The 22,901-nt window shown below is 46.1% G+C and carries 21 protein-coding genes; 18 read left to right on the forward strand and 3 right to left on the reverse strand.

The window, feature by feature from the left end; all coding sequences use genetic code 11:
* Positions 1–8: 8 nt before the first annotated feature.
* A complete protein-coding gene (locus tag QOR82_RS00355) occupies positions 9–851 on the reverse strand; it encodes a phage integrase N-terminal SAM-like domain-containing protein (protein ID WP_283582783.1) in 843 nt (280 codons plus the stop codon).
* Positions 852–986: 135 nt separating this feature from the next.
* On the opposite strand from QOR82_RS00355, the gene QOR82_RS00360 reads away from it, so the two are divergent.
* Genes QOR82_RS00360 through QOR82_RS00375 form a run of 4 tightly spaced genes read left to right on the forward strand, consistent with a single transcriptional unit; the run spans position 987 to position 5,584 of the window.
* On the forward strand, positions 987–2,195 hold the full coding sequence (locus QOR82_RS00360) for a CCA tRNA nucleotidyltransferase (RefSeq protein ID WP_283582784.1): 1,209 nt from the start codon (positions 987–989) through the stop codon (positions 2,193–2,195).
* Positions 2,195–4,105 (forward strand): ABC-F family ATP-binding cassette domain-containing protein, encoded by a 1,911-nt coding sequence (locus QOR82_RS00365; protein ID WP_283582785.1) that lies wholly within the window; start codon positions 2,195–2,197, stop codon positions 4,103–4,105. Before QOR82_RS00360 ends, QOR82_RS00365 begins: the two co-directional genes overlap by 1 nt.
* Before the next feature lie 11 nt (positions 4,106–4,116).
* Positions 4,117–5,079, forward strand: a complete 963-nt coding sequence (locus QOR82_RS00370; protein ID WP_283582786.1) for a thymidylate synthase — start codon at positions 4,117–4,119, stop codon at positions 5,077–5,079.
* A 13-nt stretch (positions 5,080–5,092) separates the two neighbouring features.
* Positions 5,093–5,584, forward strand: coding sequence for a dihydrofolate reductase (locus tag QOR82_RS00375; protein WP_283582787.1), 492 nt, complete (start codon positions 5,093–5,095; stop codon positions 5,582–5,584).
* Here QOR82_RS00375 and trhA read toward each other — a convergent pair.
* The gene (gene trhA / locus QOR82_RS00380) at positions 5,570–6,211 is read right to left on the reverse strand and encodes a PAQR family membrane homeostasis protein TrhA (RefSeq protein WP_283582788.1); all 642 of its coding nucleotides are present in this window, start codon (positions 6,209–6,211) and stop codon (positions 5,570–5,572) included. The two genes, QOR82_RS00375 and trhA, sit on opposite strands and share 15 nt — an antisense overlap.
* A gap of 176 nt (positions 6,212–6,387) precedes the next feature.
* Here trhA and QOR82_RS00385 point away from each other — a divergent pair, with 176 nt between their 5' ends.
* The 10 genes from QOR82_RS00385 to QOR82_RS00430 all read left to right on the forward strand — a co-directional run bounded on the left by QOR82_RS00385 (position 6,388) and on the right by QOR82_RS00430 (position 16,114).
* Complete coding sequence (locus QOR82_RS00385; RefSeq protein WP_283582789.1) at positions 6,388–7,230, forward strand: DegV family protein; 843 nt, start codon at positions 6,388–6,390, stop codon at positions 7,228–7,230.
* 67 nt (positions 7,231–7,297) lie between these two features.
* Positions 7,298–8,242, forward strand: a complete 945-nt coding sequence (locus QOR82_RS00390) for an SGNH/GDSL hydrolase family protein (protein WP_283582790.1) — start codon at positions 7,298–7,300, stop codon at positions 8,240–8,242.
* Positions 8,243–8,869 (forward strand): YpmS family protein, encoded by a 627-nt coding sequence (locus QOR82_RS00395; protein ID WP_283582791.1) that lies wholly within the window; start codon positions 8,243–8,245, stop codon positions 8,867–8,869.
* Between the two features lie 15 nt (positions 8,870–8,884).
* Positions 8,885–9,109, forward strand: a complete 225-nt coding sequence (locus QOR82_RS00400; protein ID WP_283582792.1) for a YozE family protein — start codon at positions 8,885–8,887, stop codon at positions 9,107–9,109.
* Between the two features lie 11 nt (positions 9,110–9,120).
* Positions 9,121–9,987 (forward strand): ribosome biogenesis GTPase YlqF, encoded by an 867-nt coding sequence (ylqF, locus tag QOR82_RS00405; RefSeq protein WP_283582793.1) that lies wholly within the window; start codon positions 9,121–9,123, stop codon positions 9,985–9,987.
* A 2-nt stretch (positions 9,988–9,989) separates the two neighbouring features.
* Positions 9,990–10,766, forward strand: coding sequence for a ribonuclease HII (locus QOR82_RS00410; RefSeq protein WP_283582794.1), 777 nt, complete (start codon positions 9,990–9,992; stop codon positions 10,764–10,766).
* Positions 10,767–10,815: 49 nt separating this feature from the next.
* Positions 10,816–11,682 (forward strand): DNA-processing protein DprA, encoded by an 867-nt coding sequence (gene dprA / locus QOR82_RS00415; protein WP_408612892.1) that lies wholly within the window; start codon positions 10,816–10,818, stop codon positions 11,680–11,682.
* Between the two features lie 154 nt (positions 11,683–11,836).
* Positions 11,837–13,954: a type I DNA topoisomerase gene (topA, locus tag QOR82_RS00420; RefSeq protein WP_283582796.1), complete on the forward strand. Its 2,118-nt coding sequence runs from the start codon at positions 11,837–11,839 to the stop codon at positions 13,952–13,954.
* Between the two features lie 284 nt (positions 13,955–14,238).
* Positions 14,239–15,231, forward strand: a complete 993-nt coding sequence (xerC, locus tag QOR82_RS00425) for a tyrosine recombinase XerC (protein ID WP_283582802.1) — start codon at positions 14,239–14,241, stop codon at positions 15,229–15,231.
* Entirely contained in the window at positions 15,218–16,114 is an 897-nt protein-coding gene (locus QOR82_RS00430; RefSeq protein ID WP_283582797.1) for an aldose 1-epimerase family protein, read from the forward strand. Before xerC ends, QOR82_RS00430 begins: the two co-directional genes overlap by 14 nt.
* Before the next feature lie 110 nt (positions 16,115–16,224).
* Here the strand turns inward: QOR82_RS00430 and plsY are convergent, their stop codons facing one another.
* Positions 16,225–16,854, reverse strand: coding sequence for a glycerol-3-phosphate 1-O-acyltransferase PlsY (plsY, locus tag QOR82_RS00435; protein ID WP_283582798.1), 630 nt, complete (start codon positions 16,852–16,854; stop codon positions 16,225–16,227).
* A 179-nt stretch (positions 16,855–17,033) separates the two neighbouring features.
* On the opposite strand from plsY, the gene parE reads away from it, so the two are divergent.
* The 4 genes from parE to QOR82_RS00455 form a co-directional block, all read left to right on the forward strand.
* Entirely contained in the window at positions 17,034–19,073 is a 2,040-nt protein-coding gene (gene parE / locus QOR82_RS00440) for a DNA topoisomerase IV subunit B (protein WP_283582799.1), read from the forward strand.
* Positions 19,074–19,085: 12 nt separating this feature from the next.
* Entirely contained in the window at positions 19,086–21,566 is a 2,481-nt protein-coding gene (parC, locus tag QOR82_RS00445) for a DNA topoisomerase IV subunit A (protein ID WP_283582800.1), read from the forward strand.
* Positions 21,567–21,652: 86 nt separating this feature from the next.
* Positions 21,653–22,585: a manganese-dependent inorganic pyrophosphatase gene (locus tag QOR82_RS00450; protein ID WP_283582801.1), complete on the forward strand. Its 933-nt coding sequence runs from the start codon at positions 21,653–21,655 to the stop codon at positions 22,583–22,585.
* Between the two features lie 157 nt (positions 22,586–22,742).
* Positions 22,743–22,901, forward strand: a 159-nt coding sequence (locus tag QOR82_RS00455) for a transposase (RefSeq protein ID WP_283582803.1), incomplete at its 3' end; no start/stop codon positions are given.

The raw sequence follows: 22,901 nt of genomic DNA on the forward strand, positions 1-22,901 counted from the left end.
GAAGGCGGTTAGCCTTTTTCTGTTTTGAGGGTTAATAGTAGCTTTTTAAAATAGATCAGCGATTGGGGATCCAATTGGAGAATATCTTCAATTTCCTGATCAGTTTTATCATGGAGCTGCTGAATTCGCCAACAAATATAGGATTGGTGGAGTTTAGCAGGTGAAATGGCAAAACCGAGATACTCCTCGTCACTCTTGAGATATTTGTGAAGGGCCGGGTTGGTAAGGTTTGGTGAAGAGGGGGAAAAACGTTTTTTTAAAAAGATATCAGCGGAATTTTGCTTATCTTGAAGTGGTTTGATAAATTTGGCAAAGTCGCGTCGAAAGTCTTTTTCGCGCGCAAAGGTCGGTTTCATTGATCGATAAACGCGGTAAAAGCCGGGTTGCAGAAACTCTTTGACCGTGTAACCGTGACCGAGCAGCAAGAGGGTTAAACGGCTGTAATGATGCAAATGATTGTCCATGAGGATTGCGTCCATCTTGCCAAGCCAAGTAAGGTTAAGCTCGGGTTTAGCGGCAATTTGTTGACCATGCAAAAGCAAAGTGGGCAACTGGGTGCTGAGCTGGTGAGTAAAGAGGTAAGTGAAATAGCGGTTGACCTGAGCAAGGGTTTTGTTGTAGGAAGCAAGGGTGATACGGCGTTCAGCTTCCAGATAATCAAAGTAAGCTCGCACATCGGCTGTGTTGACGGAGCGGGGGCCGTTTTGCAATGCTTGGGGTCGGTTTGCCATTAAAAATTTAAATAACTGGGCAACCGTTACTGAATATGTGATGATTGTCGCTTGCGACAGCTGTTGACTCTTGAGATATAGTTCAAAGGACGTCTGGTAAGGGTATTGTTGGTTTTGCATTTAATCACTTCATTTCGCAGAAATAAATATTTACCTTAACTTACCACAAAAACAAACAAGAAACAACTAACCATTCACACGCTAGATTTGTTAAAATGGATAGGCACAACCCGGAATTATTAAGGAATGACAGATATGAAAATTGAAAAGTTACCAAAGATTTTTGATTCTGCACGTCCTATCCTCCAACAACTTGAAAAAGCAGGCTATGAAGCTTATTTTGTTGGTGGATGTGTACGTGACACACTGCTGGGCGATAAAATTCATGATATTGACATTGCTACCAGTGCTTATCCTGAAGAAGTCAAATCCATTTTTAAGCGGACTGTCGACACCGGTATTGAACATGGTACGGTGATGGTTTTAGCTAACAATCAGGGTTATGAAATTACAACTTTCCGAACCGAGTCGGGATACCAAGATTACCGACGTCCTGACAAGGTTACTTTTGTCCGCTCCTTGAAGGAAGATTTAAAGCGGCGCGATTTTACTATCAATGCTTTGGCGATGAAAGAAAACGGTGAAGTTATTGATGAGTTTGATGGACTAAGTGATCTAAAGAATCATCTAATTCGGGCAGTTGGCTATCCTGATACTCGTTTTCACGAAGACGCGTTGCGCATGATGCGGGCTGTTCGCTTTGCTAGTCGGCTTGACTTTAAGATTGACGCGCAGACCGTGCAGGGGATTGCTGATAATGCAGCTCTCTTGAGTAAGATTGCAGTTGAACGGACCCAGGTCGAGATGCAGAAACTTCTACTCGGGCAAAACGTTTCTGCCGGTTTAGCAGTGATGCTAAAAACCGGTCTTTACCAGTACTGTCCGGCTCTGAAGGACTACAAAAATGAGCTCAGTCAGCTCGCTTTATCCAACCACTGGCCACTTGATAATGCTACCCAGGCCTGGAGCTGTCTGATTGTTGCGATGTACTTGCCGGAAAAAGAAATCACTTCTTTTCTCCGCCGTTGGAAGCTGTCTAACAAACTAATAGCGGACGTTAAAAAAGTTGTACCGGCTGTTAACTCAATCAAAAGACGCTCATTTACGCGTGAGCAAATGTTTGCTACCGGCCAGCAAGGGCTCTATGATGCCAACCGGGTTGCTACCATTTTTAATTGGAACATGCTTCAAAGCGAATTGGACAGCGCATATCAGTATTTGCCGATTAAGGATTCAAAGCAACTGGCCATCAATGGCGCCGATTTACTAAAAGCACAAATTGTTAAGCCGGGACCAGCCGTCGGCAAGCTGTTACAAGAATTATTGACCAACGTTTTATACGGAAAACTCCCGAATAATCACGAAAAATTAATGGAGTATGCTCAAGAAAGGAGCCATGAATAATGCAAAGCCTGCGTGCTGAAGGATTAACAAGCACATATGGTGAAAAGGACCTTTTTAAAGACGTTTCCTTTTTAATTAAGGAGCACGATCGCATTGGTTTGATCGGAGTTAATGGCAGTGGCAAAACTTCGCTCTTGAATGTTATTGCCGGAGTCACTAGCCCAGAAAAGGGCTCTTTTGAAAAGCCCAACGATTATTCGATGGGCTATTTATTGCAACAACCACAGCTGGATCCGGACAAGGATATTTTGGATGCCGTTTTGGCTGGGGATCAACCGCTTTTCCGTTTGATTCGCGGCTATGAACGTGCTTTGCAAATTGTCAGTAAACATCCAGAAGATCAATCTGCTTTAAATCGGCTCAATGACTTGCAAGCTAAAATGGATCAACAAAACGCTTGGGAAGTGCAAAGTCGTGTTGAAACGGTCTTGACGCAGCTAAAGATCAAAGACATGAATCAAAAAATTGGGCAGATGTCCGGTGGCCAGCAGAAACGGGTTGGCTTAGCCCAAGTTTTGATTCAACAACCGGACTTGTTGCTGCTAGATGAACCAACGAACCATCTGGATTTTGATTCCATCATCTGGTTGCAAGACTACTTGGCGCAGTATCGCGGGGCAGTACTAGTTGTCACCCACGATCGCTACTTCCTCGATAAAGTCACCAACCATATTTGGGAACTGTCGTTTGGAAAACTTTATAAATATGATGGCAATTACCAAGAATATGTTCAGCAAAAGGCTGAGCGGGAAGAATTGGCATCGAGTGCTGAACATAAGCGCCAGCAACTTTACAAGAAAGAACTGGCTTGGATGCGGACCGGAGCCAAAGCTCGTTCTACCAAACAAAAGGGACGGATCAACCGCTTCAATAAGCTGAGCCAGCAGGTTGGTAAATTAAAAACTGAGGATAATGTTGAAATCGGTCTTGGTTCGCAACGACTGGGAAAAGATGTTCTTTCGATGAAGGACGTTAATCTCAAATTAGGTAACCACCAACTCCTGGCTCATTTTGACTGGTTAGTAAAGCCTGGGGATCGAATCGGAATTACCGGGGAGAACGGTGCAGGGAAAAGCAGTCTCCTTAACGTCATTGCAGGTCAACTGCCCGTCGATAGCGGGGTTGTTAAGATCGGTGAGACCGTTAAATTGGGTTACTATACCCAAAAGACGGAGCCTATCGATGAAGACATGCGCATGATCAACTACCTTAGCCAGGTGGCCGACAGCGTGACTGATGCTAATGGTCAGCGGGTTAGTGTCACCCAGTTGCTAGAACGGTTCTTGTTTCCTCGTTTCATGCACGGAACATTGATTCGCAAGCTGTCTGGTGGTGAAAAGCGGCGTCTATATCTTTTGAAGATACTAATGCAACAGCCAAACGTCTTATTATTGGACGAGCCGACCAATGATCTGGATATCAGCACTTTAACAGTTTTGGAAGATTATATTGCGAACTTTAACGGAACCGTCATTACGGTATCACATGACCGTTACTTCTTGGACAAGGTTGCTAGCGATTTACTTATTTTTGATGGTAACGCTAAAATTGAACGTTATACTGGCCGCTTTACTGATTACCTAAGTCAAAAATTGGCTGCCAAGAAAAAACCAGTTAAGCAGAAGACCAACAATTCTAAAAAGCAGGGTCAGAACGGCCAGCAGAAGTCAACAGCTAAAAAAAGTAAGCTGACTTATAAGGAAAAGCTGGAATGGCGCGACTTAGAGCCTGCATTGGATAAACTGGACCACCAGATCAAAGCGGTTGAACAAGAGATGGCCGAAAACGGTAATAACTACGATAAATTGGCTGACTTGCAAAAACAACTCGACTCCCTTAATCAGGAGAGTGACGAAAAGATGAAACGCTGGGAATATCTCAGCCAGTTTGTTGACAATGACCAATTATAAGGGGATTTGTAATGACAATTAATGAGAATGAGGATCAGTATCTAAACTTAGCGCGTTACGTTTTGGAGCATGGACATTTTAAAGATGACCGTACTGGAACTGGAACGCGCTCGATCTTTGGCTATCAGATGCGCTTTAATTTACAAAAGGGTTTTCCAATTCTGACCACGAAGCGCGTCCCATTTGGCTTGATCAAAAGTGAACTGTTGTGGTTTTTAAGGGGCGATTCAAACATTCGCTTCCTGTTACAGCACAAGAATCACATTTGGGATGAATGGGCCTTTAAAAACTGGGTCAACAGCGATGAATATCAGGGACCGGACATGACTGATTTCGGCCGACGTTCATTAAAAGATCCGGAGTTCAACAAGCTTTACCAAGAGCAAAAAAAGCTGTTCTGCCAGCGGATCTTAGCTGACAGCACATTTGCTGCCAAGTATGGTGAATTAGGCAATATTTATGGCAAACAATGGCGACACTGGCGGACTAGTCAAGGGCAATTTATTGATCAATTAGGCAATGTGATTGAACAAATTAAAACTAATCCACATTCGCGCCGCTTGATCGTCACGGCCTGGAATCCCGAAGACGTGCCAAGTATGGCGCTTCCGCCTTGCCACACAATGTTCCAGTTCTATGTCAATGACGGAAAACTGAGTTGTCAGCTCTACCAACGTAGTGCCGACATCTTCTTGGGGGTTCCCTTTAATATCGCTAGCTACGCCTTGCTGACGCATATGATTGCTCACCAGTGCCATTTAGCGGTGGGCGATTTTGTGCACACTTTGGGTGACGCTCATATTTACGTTAATCATTTTGAGCAGATCAAAGAGCAGTTAAGCCGGACCCCTCACAAGGCACCACAATTGATTTTGCCGGATCAAGCAAAAGCCATTGATGAGTACCAGATGTCTGACATCAAATTGGAAGGCTACGAACACGAGGGCCCAATCAAAGCTCCAGTTGCCGTTTAAGTGGGGGAATATCATGTTAAATTTTATTTGGGCTGAGGACCTCAACGGAACAATTGGCTATCAGGGGACTATGCCGTGGCATTGTCATGAGGACATGGTCCACTTTCGCCAGCTAACTAATGGTTTTCCGGTTATTATGGGTTACAAAACCTTTGTTTCGATGGGGAAGCGAGCGTTGCCACACCGCTACAACTATGTTTTGACGCACCGACACCTCCAGCAAACGAACATTCATCCTTTAGCATCAATTGATGAGGCGCAAAAAGCGATTCAGCAGTCCGCTACTGATGTCTTTGTCATCGGTGGCGTTTCTGTCTTTGAACAATTGTTGCCACTGGCCGATCGTTTGTACCAAACCATCATTGAAGGTCATTATCCTTCAGACACAAAAATGCCGCCCCTGAATCAACAGCGGTGGCATTTGGTTGAACAAAATCGGGTTCGCGCAGGTCGTCCGGGCGAACCTAACTGTATCTTCAAAACATGGGAGTTAGCAACAAAGTAGGATTGAGAAATACATGAGCGTCGTTCCGATTAAAACGAAGAAGTGCCAAATCAAATGGGTATAAGCAGTTGGAAAGCTGTAAAGAATGGCACCAAGGGTAAAGACGATCCCGCCGGCTAACAATAAGCTGAAGCCTAAAGGTCCCAGGCTTTGCCAAAGCGGGAAAAAAGCGCAGATACATAGCCAACCCATTGCGACATATAGGATTGTGGAAATTTTACTTTTACCTGCTTTCTTTAGGCGAATCGCCTTATGAACTACTCCTAGAATAGCTAAGAACCAGATGACACCGAAAATGGTCCAGCCCAGCCAGCCGCGAATGGCCAGCAGACAATAAGGTGTGTAGGTTCCGGCGATGACCAGGAAGATCATTGTATGATCAAAAATCCGAAAAACGTGTCGGGCGCGGGTGTAGATCAGGGCATGGTAAAGACACGATGAGAGGTAAAAAAGAATCAGGATACTGCCATAAATCGTGAAAGTGACGATTCTAACCGGATTACCGGTGTGGACGGCTTTGATAATGAGTAGAACCAGGCCAATAATTGAAAGAATGGCTCCCAAACCATGGCTGATCGCGTTGCCAATCTCTATCAGCAGGGTCTTTTTTGAATTAACAGTGGTCATTTAATGGCAAACCTCCTCCAGCAACTGTCACTGATTAAATGAAATCATTTAGAACTTCTGTTATACTGATCGTAACGTGGTTTTTGGACCTTAGTAATATTAAAAATGCGCTTGCTAGTTTTGAAAACTAGATATATTATAGCATAAATGAATATTCTAGGAAGTGTTATGTTCCAATGGCTAAAATTAAAATTGTGGCTGATTCATCAGCCGGCTTAACTGATGATGAAATTAAAAAGTATGATATCACAATTATTCCTTTAAACGTGATGATTGATGGTACGATCTATGTCGAAAGGGAAACAATCACCAATGAACAATTCCCGAAGATGATGGCAAATGCGAAATCTTTACCGACCACTTCCCAACCGCCAATTGGCAAATTTGTGGAAGCATTTGATCGGCTGGGTCAGGACGGTAGCGAAGTCCTTTGCGTGACCATGATGGCATCGATTTCGGGAACCGTTCATACTGCCGAACAGGCGGCAAATATGTCTAAAACTAAAGTTACGGTTTACGATTCCCAGACAACGGATCGGGGAATGGCTTTTCAAATCATCGAAGCAGCCAAAGTGATCGAGGCTGGTGGAACAGTTGATGAAGCTATTGCCCGGATGAAAGAGGTTCTCAGCAAATCAAAGCTGTATTTAGCAATTGACAATCTGCATAATTTAGTTGCAGGTGGACGGATTAACCGTTTTGCCGGTGCTTTGTCGAGCCTTTTAAATATCAAGGTTATGTTGCAAGTTTATGATGGGCAAATTCATATCGCCATGAAGGGCCGCGGCACCAAGGCCATTCACAAAGAATGGGATAAAATTCTGAAAAACATGAGTGAAGGGCCGGCTGTGAAGGCGATCGGTATTTCGCACGTTGAGGGCATGAAAGAGGTTAACCGTCTGAAAGAACGTTTGACGGAACTCTACCCGAAGATTCCGATCGTGGTGCGGGAAACAGTTCCAATTATTGCCACCCATACGGGAATGGGTGCTTGTTGCTTGTTGTACTTTACTGAATAAGAACTATTTAAGGCTGCGTGAACCATCAGGATTACGCAGCCTTGCTTATTAAAGGAGAGGTTTAAGCTTGAAAAAGGTCGTCAAAATATTGGTTGGCTTGGTCATTCTCATGCTGATTGCCGCTACGGCTTACTGGTTCTATCTGAATCGGCCGGTAAATAGTACTTCATCAAAAAGTGTCCAAAACCGTCCTCGCCCTGCTAAGCACGTTAAAAAGCGTGTACGTCTTTATGCAATTGGCGACTCCTTAACTTATGGACAGGGTGACGAGAAGAAAGACGGCGGCTATGTCGGCATCATTGATCAAAAAATTCATAAACACTATCATACCAAAGTGACAAGTGTTAATTATGGTGTCAGTGGGGATCGCTCCGATCAAATACTCGCACGCTTGGAGAGCCAGAAGAAGATGCGCCGCGATTTACGCAAAGCTGATGTCATCACCATGACAGTTGGTGGCAATGATCTTATGCAAACGCTAGAAAAGAACATTACCAGTAATAACAAGCAAGCATTTGACAGTCAGGTGGCTAAAAGCGGGAGTACTTACCAAGCAAAATTGACGAAATTGATGAACACCATCCGTCAAGAAAATCCTCGTGCCCCAATCTTTGTTCTCAGTATTTACAACCCAGTTTACACTTACTTTGCCAATGTTACTTCCATCACCCGCTCCATTGCCCAATGGAACCGTTTAACCAGTGAGACAGTTGGTGAGTATCGCAACAGCTACTTTGTTAATATTGACCACCTGATGTCTTACGGACAGTACCAAACAAAAGCTTCGCGGCAAAAACTCGTTCACGCAGCTCAAAAGAGCAACAGTAATTCAATGACCCAGAACCAAGTCACTAGCATTCTCAACCACCAGAATCACAACCTTAACGAATATATCTCAACTGATGACAATTTCCATCCGAACCATCGTGGCTATGTGAAGATGGCAAATCACCTTTTTAAAGTCATGCAGCGCCATGATAGCTGGGCTTACCAGCAGAAGGGGGAACAATAAATGACTGAACAACGTCCAAATGCAGGCAAGAAACATAATTGGTGGAAATGGGCTTTTTTCTTACTTGTCGCTGTGATCCTACTAACCGGCGGCTTCCTCGCTCACAAGGTATTCGCTCCCGTTCCGTCTAATATGACTGGAACAGCAGCTTATCGAAAAACAGACAGTGCGGTTCAAGTCAATTTAAACCGCAAACAGATCAACGCCCTTTCTGCCAATTACTTAAATCATTTTTTGCACAACAGCAAAATCAAATACCGTTTTATCGTCGGCCCAAAGTATGCCACTTTGATCGGTAAAACGAAGGTGCTGGGGGCGAAAGTGCAGTTTGCGCTCAATTGTGTTCCAAAACGCTTAGATAACGGCAACGTCTTGTTAAAGGCAAAAGGACTTGCGGTCGGGCGTCTCAGCTTACCAGTTTCTTTTGTGATGGGCTATGTCAAAAATACTTATAAGTTGCCTAACTGGGTTTCCATCAATCAACGGCAGAAGACGGTTCTGCTGGATCTTAATAAATATAGCCGCAGCAAGGAACTGCATTATTCCGCCAAAGAAATCGATATGGCTAGAGGCCGTTTTAAAATTCAGGTTTCAATTCCACCGCACCAGCAAATGCCAATTAAGTAGGGAGGAGTCATAAGATTGTATCGACAGAGTTTTTATCACTTCTTGATGACACTTCGGCAGCCCAATAAGCCCAGTGAAGTCGAGCAATTTGCCAACAATGCTTTTTTTGATTCAGCATTTCCTAAACAATCGCAGCGATTTGACGAAATTTCTCACTATTTGGAAGAAAATGCGGATTATTTGCCGGCCATGTCCATTTTCGACGATGCTTGGCAAATGTATATTGATAAAATGAATTAGGAGGAGATTTGATGGCAGATATTCAATGGTTTCCAGGCCACATGGCTAAGGCTTTACGGCTGATCAGCGAGAAAATGCCGCAAGTGGATATTGTTTTCGAACTAGTGGATGCTCGCATCCCCTATTCATCGCAAAATCCCGAGGTAGCCGCAACTACCGGCAATAAACCGCGCCTTTTGATCATCACCAAGGCTGATCTGGCTGACCCTAACATTACCCAACAGTGGATCGATTATTTCAAACAACATGGCCTGCCAGCTATTGCCCTGGATTCTCGTGGCAATAAAATCAAGCATCAGCTGACAACAACGGTGCAGCGCATCCTGAAAGATAAAATAGAGGCTGAGCAGTCGAAAGGGATGAAAAAGCGGGCCATTCGGGCAATGTGTGTCGGCGTGCCAAACGTCGGCAAGTCGACGCTCCTCAACCATTTGGTCGGCAAAAACGTGGCCACAACTGCCAATCGACCTGGCGTCACGACTGGTCAGCAGTGGCTCCGTTCATCAGCAGATCTGGAACTGCTTGATACTCCAGGTGTCCTTTGGCCTAAATTTGCTAACCAAGACCAGGCCAAGCTGCTCGCAATCAGCGGTGCAATTAAGGATAGCCTTTACCCGAAAGACGATGTTGCGCTTTATGCGCTAAGATACCTGCGGCAGCATCGCCCGCAAGAGCTGATGAACCGTTACCACTTGCAGGATCGTGATCTTGATGATGCTGTCAGCGATGCTGATCTTCTGCTGACAATTACCAGGAAAATGGGGTTTCGCGATGATTATGATCGGGCAAGCGAGCGGTTGATTTTTGAGCTGCGTCGTGGCAAATTGGGTCGTATTTCGCTGGAAAGTCCGCGGTATTTAAATGAAAGTCAGGATTAAGGATGGCAAAGAGCAAACAGACTATCAAAGAGATCCGTCAGTTATTAGCCCAGGTTCAAGATAAACACGACCCAATCTTTGCCAGTCTGGCTGCGGATCCGCGTAAAGGAGTCCAGAAGGCGTTGCTGGTGGCAAAACGTCATCTTCAACAACAAGCAACAGCTCGGGCGGCCTTTCAAAAACGTTTTGTTTATGAGCAACAACTCTGGCAAGCCGGTAATCAATATGTCGCGGGAATCGATGAAGTTGGTCGCGGACCGCTTGCGGGACCAGTCGTCACATGTGCGGTAATCCTCGATCCGAGCTTTGACCTGGTCGCGGTAACCGATTCAAAACAGTTGACGCGTCACGAACGGGAGTCATTATACTTGCAGATTGTCAACGAGGCCGTCGAAGTAAGCATTGCCGTCAATGATCACCAAGTCATTGACCGGCTCAATATCTACGCTGCAACCCAACAAGCGATGATACGATCGGTCCATCAGTTGCACCATCGGCCAAGCCATTTAATTGTGGACGCGGTGCCTTTAGCAACGAAGATTCCCCAAACGACCCTCATCAAAGGTGATCAAAAGAGCATCAGTGTTGCGGCAGCAAGTATTGTTGCTAAAGAGTACCGGGATCACTTGATGCGGGATTATGACCGCTTGTATCCTCAATACGGTTTTGCACAAAACATGGGTTATGGGACAGCAGCTCATCTCAAGGCCTTGGCACAGTACAAGGCCTGTCCGATTCATCGTCGTTCCTTTGCCCCGGTTCAGAAATATTTGCAATAAGGTGCTGGTCGTTTTTTTCTCGTAACTTTGTTATGGGAGGAAAATTATGATGAGACCACGAGATTTTTTGTTGCGTTTAGCCCTTTGCCAAGGGATTGGCATCGTTGGCAAGTACCGGCTTTGGCAAAACGCCAGCGACACTTACCAATTTGATGACCTTGCTAAAGTTGCGAACCAAAGCGGGCTTAGTTTGAAAGCCCAGACCGCATTATTTAATAACTGGACCAGTCCCTTATTGGATCAAGCTGTCGCGCTCAACAAAGGGCAGGCCTTTATTACTATTTTGGATGATCAATATCCACAACTGTTGCGGGAAACGTATTGCCCGCCAATCGTGCTGTTTTACCGCGGCAATCTGACTTTACTAAGTGACCCGATCCTAGCTGTTGTCGGCAGTCGCCAAATGACCACTTACGGGAAAGCAGTGCTTCATGGCCTGATTCCAACAGTTGTCAAGCATCGGCTTACCATTGTCAGCGGTTTGGCACGCGGTATTGATTCCACAGCACAAGAATTAGCGCTGACATATGGCGGTCGGACCATCGGGGTCATTGGAACTGGTTTAGACCAAGCTTATCCGCGTGAAAACCAGCGTTTGCAAGCTGCGGTGGCTCACGATGGACTTCTGATTAGTGAATACCCGCTGGGAACCCCACCACTGGCTTGGCATTTTCCGGAGCGGAATCGCCTTATTGCCGGCCTTTGCCAGACCTGCCTCGTCGTTGAAGGGAAGAAGAAGAGTGGCAGCCTGATCACTAGCAACATTGCCCTCCAGGAAAACCGCAACGTTTGCGCGGTCCCGGGCCGAATTGATGCGCCCTTATCAGTAGGCTGCAATGAGTTGATCGCAGCCGGTGCCAAACCGGTTTTGTCGGCTAATGATCTTCTCAGCGAATTTCAATTTCCGCTTAAATAAATCTTGCGCAATGACGCATCATAGGGGCACATATATGGTAAGAAAGCAATTCTTAGTTTGACATCCACGAATTAATGCAATATGCTGATTTTGATTTGATCATCATTTTAATGATTGATTTGTTCAAAAATTTTATGCAGTGAGGAGCCTGACCATGGCAACCAAAAAAGCAACGAAAACAACGACAAAGCGACGGCCACGTACTAATACGCGCAAACTCGTAATCGTTGAATCGCCCTCAAAGGCCAAAACAATTGGCCGTTTCCTGGGACGAACCTATAAAGTTGTTGCAAGTTTAGGCCACATTCGTGACTTACCAAAGAGCCGGATGGGTGTCGAAATCGACAACAACTATCAACCTGAATATATTTCGATTCGCGGCAAAGGCGATGTGATTAAGGGTTTGCGACGTGACGCCAAAAACGCCAAAGCAATTTATTTAGCTTCTGACCCCGACCGGGAGGGGGAAGCAATTGCCTGGCATGTTTCGAATATTTTAAAGCTCGACCCCAAGGGAAAGAATCGGGTCACCTTTAATGAAATCACTAAGGACGCCGTCAAAGATGCCTTTAAAGAGCCGCGCTCGATTAATATGGACCTCGTGGATGCCCAGCAAGCCCGTCGGGTTTTAGACCGGCTAGTCGGCTATTCTATCAGCCCGATTCTTTGGAAGAAGGTCAAAACCGGTTTAAGTGCCGGCCGGGTTCAATCGGTTGCCCTTAATTTGATCATTAAACGTGAAGAAGAGATCCGCAAGTTTAAGCCGGTTGAATACTGGACAATTGACGCTGAATTTGCCAAGGGAGCTGAACGCTTTAAAGCCAGTTTCTTTGGACAAAATGGTAAAAAGCAAGATTTACATAACAATAGCGACGTCCAAAAGGTGCTCCGTCAGTTGGACAAAAAAGCGCCGTTTATGATCAGCAAAGTTACTCGTCGTGAACGGCGACGGATGCCTCAACCACCATTTACAACGTCCACCCTTCAACAAGAAGCTAACCGGCGGTTAAACTTCCGCACCCGCAAGACCATGATGGCGGCACAGCAACTTTACGAAGGCATTAACATTGGCCAAGGAGCCGCTGTTGGTTTAATTACATATATGCGGACGGACTCAACGCGGATTGCTTCTGTTGCCAAGCACGAAGCATCTAAGTTTATTCATGAGAAATACGGTGCCAATTACGCAGCTGCAAAACCTGTAAAGGGCAAGTTGCAAGAAGGAGCTCAAGACGCCCACGAAGCAATTCGGCCCACGTCTGTTTACCGAACGCCGGCGGAGATGAAACAGTACCTGACCAGTGATCAATACCGACTTTATTCACTTATTTGGTCACGTTTCGTTGCCAGTGAAATGACTGCCCAAGTTTTGGATACGATGAGTCTGACCATCAGCCAGAATTCAGTCGATTTTCGGGCGACGGGTTCTAAGGTAAAATTCCCTGGCTTTACCAAAGTTTATCACCGGACGAACAAAGATACTGATAACCTGCTACCTGAGTTAGCAGACGGCGATGCGGTGAAAATGGTTAAGGATGATCCAGCCCAGCACTTTACCCAACCACCGGCTCGTTATACTGAAGCCGCCCTGGTTAAAACACTTGAAGAAAATGGTGTTGGTCGGCCATCTACTTACGCGCCAACCCTGGATACCATTCAACGCCGTTATTATGTTCGCCTGGTGGCGCGCCACTTCGAACCGACTGAATTAGGCGAAATCGTCAACAAAATTATTGAAAAACAGTTTCCAGAGATCGTAGATGTTAAGTTTACCGCCGACGTTGAAAAGCACCTTGACCAAATTGAAGAAGGAAAACGGCAATGGGTACAAGTCGTCGATCAATTCTTTCAACCATTTCAAAAAGAAGTGGACGCCGCCGAAAAGCAGGTTGAAAAGATCCAGATGCGCGATAAATTGGCAGGCATTAACTGTGACATTTGCGGTGCCCCAATGGTTGTTAAAATGGGGCGTTATGGGAAGTTTTACGCCTGCTCCCGTTTTCCAAACTGCCATAACACGAAGGCCATCGTTAAAGACACCGGGGTTCAGTGCCCAAAATGTGGCAAAGGCACCGTGGTCGAACGCAAATCAAAAAAGAACCGAACCTTTTATGGCTGTTCGCGGTATCCTGATTGCGACTTCGTCTCTTGGGATCAACCGCTTGCACGGAAATGTCCAAAGTGTGGGCACTTCCTGGTAGTCAAAAAATTAAAGGGTGGGCAACAGATTGTCTGTCCGAATGGTGACTACAAGGAAAATGAACAAAAATAATGTCCAATACACCTTGCCACTGTGCTTTTGGAGCGCATTGAAGGGGTGTTTTTATGTCTAAAACAACAATTAAAGAAATTCTACAAAAAAGCTCTTTTCCCGCCCACAAACGGGCGCAAATTGCAGCAGAGGCAGCAGCTTTTCAACATTTTTTTGCGGTAACATCTTCTTTTCCCGGCTGGGACCAGCTCAGTAGTAGCGAACTGGCAGTCTATGTTGAAGGCTTAAACCAGGATGGTAAGAGTCAGCACGAAATCTGCCAAAGGGTGGGGTGGTTGACTGAGCTGGGCGCGCTATTAACCCAAAATGGATATTACGAGCAGAACCCTCTAACTTATGCTTCGCTCTATCGTCAATATCTCAGTGCTGAGCGGCAATACAGTCCCGATACAGTTCAAGCCTATCTTGAAGATCTTTCTGCTTTTCGTCAATTTTTAGTGATGACTGGTGGGTTTACAGGATGGACAGCTATCGACCAGCTCGACGTCCAGGTCTATTTGAGCCACTTGCGGGACCAACATGACGCTTGGACTACGCTTTCACGAAAGGTTTCTAGTTTACGATCTTTTTACAACTTTCTGGAACGCAATCGTTTAGTTAACCACAATCCCTTTGCCAACGTCCACATTAAACGGCATCCCCGTTCTCTGCCGCGCTATTTTTACCAAAAGGAAATGACTGCGCTTTTTCAAGCTGCCGACGGAAACGGACGGCCATTAGATTTTCGCAACCGCGCGGTGCTGGAATTGCTATACGCTACCGGCCTGCGAGTTAGTGAATGCGCCCATCTCCGGCTGCAGCAAATTGAAGAAAACGTCAGAATGATTTTGGTTGAAGGAAAGGGTGGCAAACAGCGTTATGTCCCTTTTGGAAATTATGCTTTGCAAGCCCTACATCGTTACTATACACGTTGTCGGCAGCCATTGATGGCGAGGTATAATCAGCATCATGATTATGTTTTTATCAACGCCCATGGCAAACCGATTACTAGCGCCGGGATCGAATACTTACTGAAACAAGTGATGAAACGCAGCACCTTGACTGGCAACATTCATCCCCACATGCTGCGTCACACTTTTGCCACGCATCTTTTAGACAATGGGGCTGATATTCGCAGTGTTCAGGAACTGCTTGGCCATACTAGCCTGTCGACAACCCAGATCTACACTCACGTTAGTCGTGAAAAAATTCAGCGAAGCTATGCCAAATTTTTTCCGCGAGCTAAGGAAGCAACTAATCAACAGAAAGGGAGAACTAAAACCGATGATAACAATTGAAAATGATCAGCTGACGGCCCAGATCAATCAACATGGTGCCCAAATGCACAGCCTTAAACGCAGAGCATCCCCGGTAGAATATCTCTGGCAGGGTGATCCTCAATCATGGAATCGGCAAGCTCCGCTTCTTTTTCCCTTTGTTGGCCGACTCAAGGATGATCAGTATGAATATCAAGGCCGCCACTATCACCAAGGGCAGCACGGCTTTGCGCGAGACTGTGATTTCCAAGTCGTCAATCAGAGTGAGTCCGCAGTTACTTTTCAGTTAACAGACAGCAAACAAACATTAGCAGTTTATCCTTTTCACTTCACCCTTAACGTTAATTATCGTTTAATCGGCAATCAAATCGAGATTAACTACCAAGTAACTAACGATGATTCTCAGCAGTCAATGTTGTATGCCATCGGGGCGCACCCTGGTTTTAGAATTCCCTTAGCAGGTGACCGCTTAGCAGGTGACCGCTATGAGGATTATCAGCTTTCTCTAACACCAGCCCAGTCTTATCCACTTAGTATGTTAATTGGTTCTTATAATGATATTGGTACTGGTAAAGCACGAACCATCGACTTTACCAGCCCCCGTCAGCTAAACCACGAATTATTTAAAGATGATGCGCTAACTCTCGCTATCAATCGACAACCTATCTCAGTCCTGTTAGCTAACCCTGCCAACCACCACGGAGTAAAAGTTAGTGCAAAGGATATTGAGTATCTGGGCCTCTGGTCTTCATATCCGGCCACGGGCAATTTTGTCTGCATCGAGCCGTGGTGGGGGATTGCTGATAACATTAACGCCAGCGGGCAATTAAGTGAAAAACAAGCTATCCATCGATTGGCAGCCGGGAAAAATGCTAATTACCAGTTCTCCATTCAATTATTTTAGGCTGGCATGACAATTTGCTTTGTCACCTGGCTAGTGGTAGACAAGTCGCTACTATGCAAAAAGAAGAGGCCGGGATTTTTCCCAGTCTCTTCTTTATTTGTTGCACTCAATTAATGCTGATGATGATTTCTTAAATAACGGCCAAGACCAAAGGAAACCATTGATTCTTGCCCCTTGATGATTCGAACGATGTTGCTGCGGTGACGGATAAATACGAGAATTGTCAACAAACCGGCCACAATTGACAAAATCAGATCATGTTCTACTAAAGCAATGACAAAAATAGTTGAGATGCCAACCATACTGGCTACACTAGCCATGCTGGTGAGGAGCAACATGGCAACGAATACCCCGGCGGCTAATAAGAACAGCGGGGGATTATATGCTAGCAAAATCCCTGCACTAGTCGCGACAGCTTTTCCCCCGTGAAAATTGTCAAAGATTGAGAAAGTGTGGCCGAGCGATGCGAAAATCCCAATCAACAGCGGGTTGACCTGCGGGTACAAATGGAAAAAATAGGGTTGGCTGGCAGCGAGTGTCCCTTTCAGGATGTCAACGACCAGCACGATGATCCCAGCACGTGTTCCAAGGACTCGGAAAGCATTAGTCGTACCGATGTTGCCGCTTCCTTCCAAACGGATATCTTTGTTGTATAACAGTTTGCCAACCCAGAGGCCAGAAGGAATGGAACCTAAGAAATAAGCGATGACAATCATCAAGACAATTAATAAAATATTCATTTGAATTTAAGTGCTCCTCCATGTTTATTAACCCATTCATCTTATCATGCTTCATTTCTAAGCTCCAGCCATCATGCACTCAATTTGCGCCATTTTACATTGTTCGTTATTATAGTATGGTATTGTTTTTGACGCGACGTCGCGAAAATGATGGCGTTGCAACGTTAGGAGGAATCATTATGGCTAAGTATGATGATGCTTCAATCAAAATTTTAAAAGGCCTGGAAGCCGTTCGGAAGCGTCCAGGAATGTATATCGGATCCACTGATTCACGCGGACTACATCACATGGTCTACGAAATTGTTGATAATGCAGTGGATGAAGCCTTGTCAGGTTATGGCAAGGAAATCCAAGTCACGATTGGTGCTGATAATTCAATTGCGGTGGTGGACCACGGGCGGGGGATGCCAGTGGGGATGCATGCCAGCGGCAAACCGACGCCAGAAGTCATTATGACTGTGCTTCATGCCGGGGGTAAATTCGGTCAGGATGATGGTTACAAGACTTCCGGGGGGCTCCACGGGGTGGGGGCTTCAGTGGTTAATGCCTTATCGACCCGGCTGACACTTTCGATCGTCCGGGACCATACCCTTTATCGGGAAGAGTTTGAAAATGGCGGGCACCCGGTTGGAACCCTTAAAAAAATCGGCCATACCTCTGTAAAGAGCGGAACGACTGTTCACTTCAAGCCGGATCCGAAGATTTTTACGACAACCACTTTTGATTTCAACACCCTTGCGCAACGCCTGCGGGAATCCGCCTTTTTGCTGAAGGGAATTAAGATCACCCTGATCGACCAGCGACCGGGCCAGGAACAGACTCAGGCCTATCACTATCAAGATGGGATTAAGGAATTTGTCGACTACCTCAACGAGGGCAAGGATGTCCTGGGCAAAGTTATGTATTTCGATGGAAAACAGGACGGCGTTGAAGTTGAAGTGGCAGCCCAATATAATGATGGTTATTCCGAAAATGTCTTGAGCTTTGTCAACAATGTTCGGACTCCCGATGGCGGTACCCATGAAGCCGGCTTCCGCAGTGGTTGGACCAAAACCTTTAACGATTATGCGCGTAAAGTCGGTTTGCTCAAAGAACGCGATAAGAATCTTGAGGGGTCTGATGTCCGCGAAGGTTTAACGGCCGTCGTCTCCGTCCGGATCCCGGAACGCATTTTGCAGTTTGAGGGACAAACTAAGGATAAATTAGGAACTCCAGAAGCCCGGAAGATTGTTGATTCCATCGTCAGTGACCAGTTGTCCTACGAACTGATGGAAAACGGTGATTACGCGCAGGATCTGATTCACAAAGCTCTGCGCGCTCGCAAGGCCCGGGAAGCTGCCCGGAAAGCCCGGGACATTTCCCGCGGTAAACGTAAAAACAAGAAGGAACGGAACCTGTCTGGCAAGTTGACGCCAGCCCGATCAAAGAACGCGAAGAAGAACGAGCTTTTTCTGGTCGAAGGGGATTCTGCTGGCGGTAGTGCTAAACAGGGCCGCGATCGTCGTTATCAGGCAATCTTGCCCCTCCGTGGGAAAGTTCTCAACACTGAGAAAGCCAAATTGGATGACGTCCTGAAAAACGAAGAATTAAATACGATTATTTATACGGTCGGTGCCGGCGCCGGCGCTGATTTCAAACTAGAAGACGCCAACTATGACAAGGTGATCATCATGACTGATGCCGATGATGACGGCGCCCACATTCAAATTCTATTGCTTACTTTCTTTTACAAGTATATGCGGCCGATGATTGAAGCGGGGCGGGTTTATATTGCCTTGCCACCACTCTATCGCTTGCAACGAGGACGTGGTGCAAAAACAACAATCCAATACGCTTGGACCAATGATGAGTTAGCTAAGCTGACCAGTAGGGGTCATGGTGGGTCGTTGCAACGATTTAAGGGTCTCGGGGAAATGAATGCCGACCAGCTTTGGGAAACGACGATGAATCCCGAAACACGGACCTTGATTCGGGTGCGCATCGAAGACGCGGCAATGGCAGAACGGCGTGTCACCACTTTGATGGGCGACAAAGTTGAACCGCGGCGGGAATGGATTGATCAGAACGTTCATTTCACGATGAACGATAGCGATAGCGACCAACTGGAAGAAAGTCGTCAACAAATGAAACAGGGCAGCACGGCTAGCTCGTCTCACCGTCAGCACAGCAAGAAAGGCGCATCCCCAAAGCAAACAGATCAACTGGATCTCAATATTTAGGAGGCGAAAAAGGTGAGTAAACCAAAAATTAGGGAAGAAACACTTGAACAATTGATGGGTGATCGCTTCGGCCGCTACTCCAAGGCCATTATTCAAGAGCGTGCGCTTCCAGATATTCGTGACGGTCTCAAGCCTGTTCAGCGTCGAATTCTGTTTGCGATGAACAAGGATGGTAACACTTATGACAAGGGTTTTCGCAAATCTGCTAAGTCCGTTGGTAACGTCATGGGTAATTATCACCCGCACGGTGATAGCTCCATTTATGAAGCCCTGGTCCGGATGAGCCAGGATTGGAAATTGCGGGAGCCGCTGATCGAGATGCACGGCAATAACGGTTCGATGGACGGTGACCCGCCAGCTGCGATGCGTTATACTGAGGCCCGGCTGAGCAAAATTGCCGGTTTGATGCTTCGTGATATCGACAAAGAAACCGTCGATATGACCCTGAATTTCGACGACACTGAAAGGGAACCAACTGTTCTACCTGCCCGCATCCCCAACCTGCTCGTTAACGGAGCTACGGGAATTTCGGCCGGATATGCTACCGAAATTCCGCCGCACAACCTGAGTGAAGTGATCGATGCTTTGACCTATCTGATGGACCATCCTGAAGCCAGTTTGGATGAACTGATGAAGTTCATTCCTGGTCCTGATTTTCCGACCGGCGGAATCGTGCAAGGGGTTGAAGGGATTAAGAAAGCTTATACCAAAGGCCGCGGCCGCATCGTTGTGCGAGCTAAGACGAACATCGAAAATCTGCGAGGTGGCCGTCAGCAGATTAACGTGACGGAGATCCCCTACGAGGTCAATAAGGCCCAGTTAGTCAAACGAATCGACGATCTGCGGATCAACAAAAAGGTTGAAGGTTTAGCTGAAGTGCGGGACGAAACCGACCGTACCGGGTTACGCATCGCTATTGAGCTCAAACGTAAAGCCGACGCCCAGGGAATCTTGAATTACCTCTTTAAAAACACGGACTTGCAAATCAACTACAATTTCAACATGGTTGCGATCGAAAATCAGCGGCCACAACGTGTTGGTTTGAAGGAATTCTTGCGTGCCTATTTGCAGTTCCAGCAGGAAATTATCAGCCGCCGGACCCGCTTTGATTTACAACGTGCCGAGAAACGATTACACATTGTCGAAGGCCTCATCAAGGCTTTGTCGATTCTTGATCAGGTCATTGCTACCATCCGCTCCAGTAAGAATCGTACCGATGCCAAGCAAAATTTAATTCAACAGTATCAGTTTACTGACGATCAAGCAGAAGCGATCGTTACCCTGCAGCTCTACCGCTTGACCAATACCGACGTCAGCGAGCTGCAAAAGGAGCAACGACAGCTGAATCACAAGATTCAAGAATTTCACCATATTTTGGATGATCCCAATGAATTGAATCGCGTTTTAAAGAACGAGTTGCTAGCGGTGAAGAAGGAATTCGGCAATCCACGGCGGACCAAGATTGAGCAGCACGTTGCCAAGTTGACGGTTGCCCGCGAAGTAACTGTTGCCGATGAGCAGGTTGTCGTGCTGGTATCACACGCTGGCTACATCAAACGGAGCAGCCTTCGTTCCTTTAATGCGTCTCCGGTTGATGACAATGGTTTGCGTGAAGATGATTATCCGGTGATGATTCAGCAAACATCAACTCTCAATCATCTTTTTCTCTTTACAAACCGTGGCAACCTTATTTATCGGCCCGTGCATGAGCTGTCTGATGTCCGTTGGAAGGAGATGGGGGAACATCTATCCCAAACCATCGGCCTGGCCGACAATGAATACATCATCAAGGCCTTCATCTTTAATAAATTGTCCATGCCGGGAACCTTTATCATGGCTACCAGTGATGGGCAAATCAAACAAACTAAGATGACTGATTACACTCCTGGCAGCCGTTACAAGACCCACGCTTCCAAGTATTTGAAATTGAAGAGCAAGGATGCCGAGGTCGTTAATGTGATTTACTACGAGCCAAACAGTCAGGTCCAGCAATCATTGCTGCTGACGAGCCGGCAAGCTTATGCCCTCCGCTTTGACGTTGCCGAAGTACCGACAATGGGCGTTCGAACGGGTGGCGTTCGGGGGATTAATCTAAAGGATGGTGATTCCCTGTCTAGTATGAACTTAGTGGCTGATGATCAGCATCTTGCGATCATCACCCAACGAGGATCCTTTAAAGTGATGAAGGTTGCGGATATTGAACTCGGCAGTCGTGCTCGCCGCGGCAACCTGGTTCTGCGACACCTTAAGCGAAACCCGCACGAATTAGCAGCGGCCGTCGCCTTCGCGCCTGATTACCGGGAAAGGGTCGAAGTTATTACCAAGCGGCCACAAATCATCGAAATCCCAGTGGCTGAGCACCACGTCAGCGGACCACAATCCAACGGGATGTTTGTGATCGACGTTGATAGTCAGGGCGAACCAGTGGCAATTCGTTTGCCCCTAATTCTTCAAGAAAAAGCCCAGCCAGTTCCTGATGCTAACAGGAAATAATTGATCAACTTCAGGGGCGGAAAGTGGTAAAATTAAAATGTGAGTAACTTGTTGATACAACAAGCAATCGAGGAGGAATTCATTTTATGAGTAAAGAATTAGTTTTTGGCCACCGCAATCCTGATACGGATGCCATCACAGCCGCTATCTCATACTCGTATTACCAAAACCAATTAGGCTTTGAAACTGAAGCTGTTGCACTAGGTGAGCCAAACGATGAAACGAAATACGCCTTAGACCATTTCAAGATGAAGGCTCCACGGGTTGTTAAAACAGTTTCCAACGAGGTTGACAAGGTAATGCTAGTTGACCATAACGAGCCGCAACAGAGTGCTGAAGATATTGATAAGGTTACCGTCACGCACGTTGTTGATCACCACCGGATTGCCAACTTCAATACTGCTCAACCGTTATACTACACCGCCCGTCCTTACGGCTGTGTCAGCACCATTTTGACGGAAATGTACCAGGAGAAAAACATCGATATCCCTGCTAACTTAGCTGGGATGATGCTTTCTGCTATTATTTCTGATACCTTGTTGCTGAAGTCACCAACCACTACTGATCATGACCGTGAAGCAGTAAAATACCTTGCTAAAATTGCTAATGTGGACTACGAAAAGTATGGTCTGCAAATGCTGAAGGCCGGGACGAATGTCGATAAGCGGACCGACTTGGACATTGTTGAGGGTGACTCAAAGTCCTTTAGTCTCGGCGGCAAGAGCATTCGCATCGGTCAGGTTAACTGTGTTGATTTAGATGACGTCTTTAAGCGGCAAGCTGATCTCGAAAAGACCATGAAGGGTGAAATGGACAAAAATGGTTACGACCTCTTCATTTTAATTGTCACCAACATTCTTAACAGTGATTCCGACCTCTTAGTGACCGGCGAACCAACCGAAAAGGTCGAACAGGCCTTTGGTAAGAAGTTAAATGATCAGCACCGGATGAACCTGCCTGGTGTTGTTTCCCGGAAGAAACAAGTGGTTCCACCGTTGACCGATGCCTTTGAAGGCTAGCTCACAGCGATAAAATCAAAAAGCTGCAGTGTTCAACACTGTAGCTTTTTTGAAATGAGAGCAAGAAAACTCGTTCTTTTAAGGACGTGATGAATTGCCCCTACTTTTTATGCCTATTTCACACATGGATTAAGCAAAATATGATACAATGCTTGGTATGAATGATATTAATAAACTTACATATGGTCGAACATCAGTCTACAATCTGAATTACCACATCATATGGGGAACTAAATACAGCAACAAAGTGTTGAAAGGAAACGTTGAAGTTGTCTTGAAGCAGTGTCTACGTGAAATTGCTTCAAAATATGGATTT

Origin of the sequence: Limosilactobacillus difficilis, assembly GCF_947387495.1 — a bacterium.
GTDB lineage: Bacteria > Bacillota > Bacilli > Lactobacillales > Lactobacillaceae > Limosilactobacillus > Limosilactobacillus difficilis.

Coding starts and splice junctions, on each gene's coding strand:
- QOR82_RS00355 (WP_283582783.1), bottom strand. CDS start 851: ATGCAAAACCAACAATACCCTTACCAGACGTCCTTTGAACTATATCTC.
- QOR82_RS00360 (WP_283582784.1), top strand. CDS start 987: ATGAAAATTGAAAAGTTACCAAAGATTTTTGATTCTGCACGTCCTATC.
- QOR82_RS00365 (WP_283582785.1), top strand. CDS start 2,195: ATGCAAAGCCTGCGTGCTGAAGGATTAACAAGCACATATGGTGAAAAG.
- QOR82_RS00370 (WP_283582786.1), top strand. CDS start 4,117: ATGACAATTAATGAGAATGAGGATCAGTATCTAAACTTAGCGCGTTAC.
- QOR82_RS00375 (WP_283582787.1), top strand. CDS start 5,093: ATGTTAAATTTTATTTGGGCTGAGGACCTCAACGGAACAATTGGCTAT.
- trhA (WP_283582788.1), bottom strand. CDS start 6,211: ATGACCACTGTTAATTCAAAAAAGACCCTGCTGATAGAGATTGGCAAC.
- QOR82_RS00385 (WP_283582789.1), top strand. CDS start 6,388: ATGGCTAAAATTAAAATTGTGGCTGATTCATCAGCCGGCTTAACTGAT.
- QOR82_RS00395 (WP_283582791.1), top strand. CDS start 8,243: ATGACTGAACAACGTCCAAATGCAGGCAAGAAACATAATTGGTGGAAA.
- ylqF (WP_283582793.1), top strand. CDS start 9,121: ATGGCAGATATTCAATGGTTTCCAGGCCACATGGCTAAGGCTTTACGG.
- QOR82_RS00410 (WP_283582794.1), top strand. CDS start 9,990: ATGGCAAAGAGCAAACAGACTATCAAAGAGATCCGTCAGTTATTAGCC.
- dprA (WP_408612892.1), top strand. CDS start 10,816: ATGAGACCACGAGATTTTTTGTTGCGTTTAGCCCTTTGCCAAGGGATT.
- topA (WP_283582796.1), top strand. CDS start 11,837: ATGGCAACCAAAAAAGCAACGAAAACAACGACAAAGCGACGGCCACGT.
- QOR82_RS00430 (WP_283582797.1), top strand. CDS start 15,218: ATGATAACAATTGAAAATGATCAGCTGACGGCCCAGATCAATCAACAT.
- plsY (WP_283582798.1), bottom strand. CDS start 16,854: ATGAATATTTTATTAATTGTCTTGATGATTGTCATCGCTTATTTCTTA.
- parE (WP_283582799.1), top strand. CDS start 17,034: ATGGCTAAGTATGATGATGCTTCAATCAAAATTTTAAAAGGCCTGGAA.
- QOR82_RS00450 (WP_283582801.1), top strand. CDS start 21,653: ATGAGTAAAGAATTAGTTTTTGGCCACCGCAATCCTGATACGGATGCC.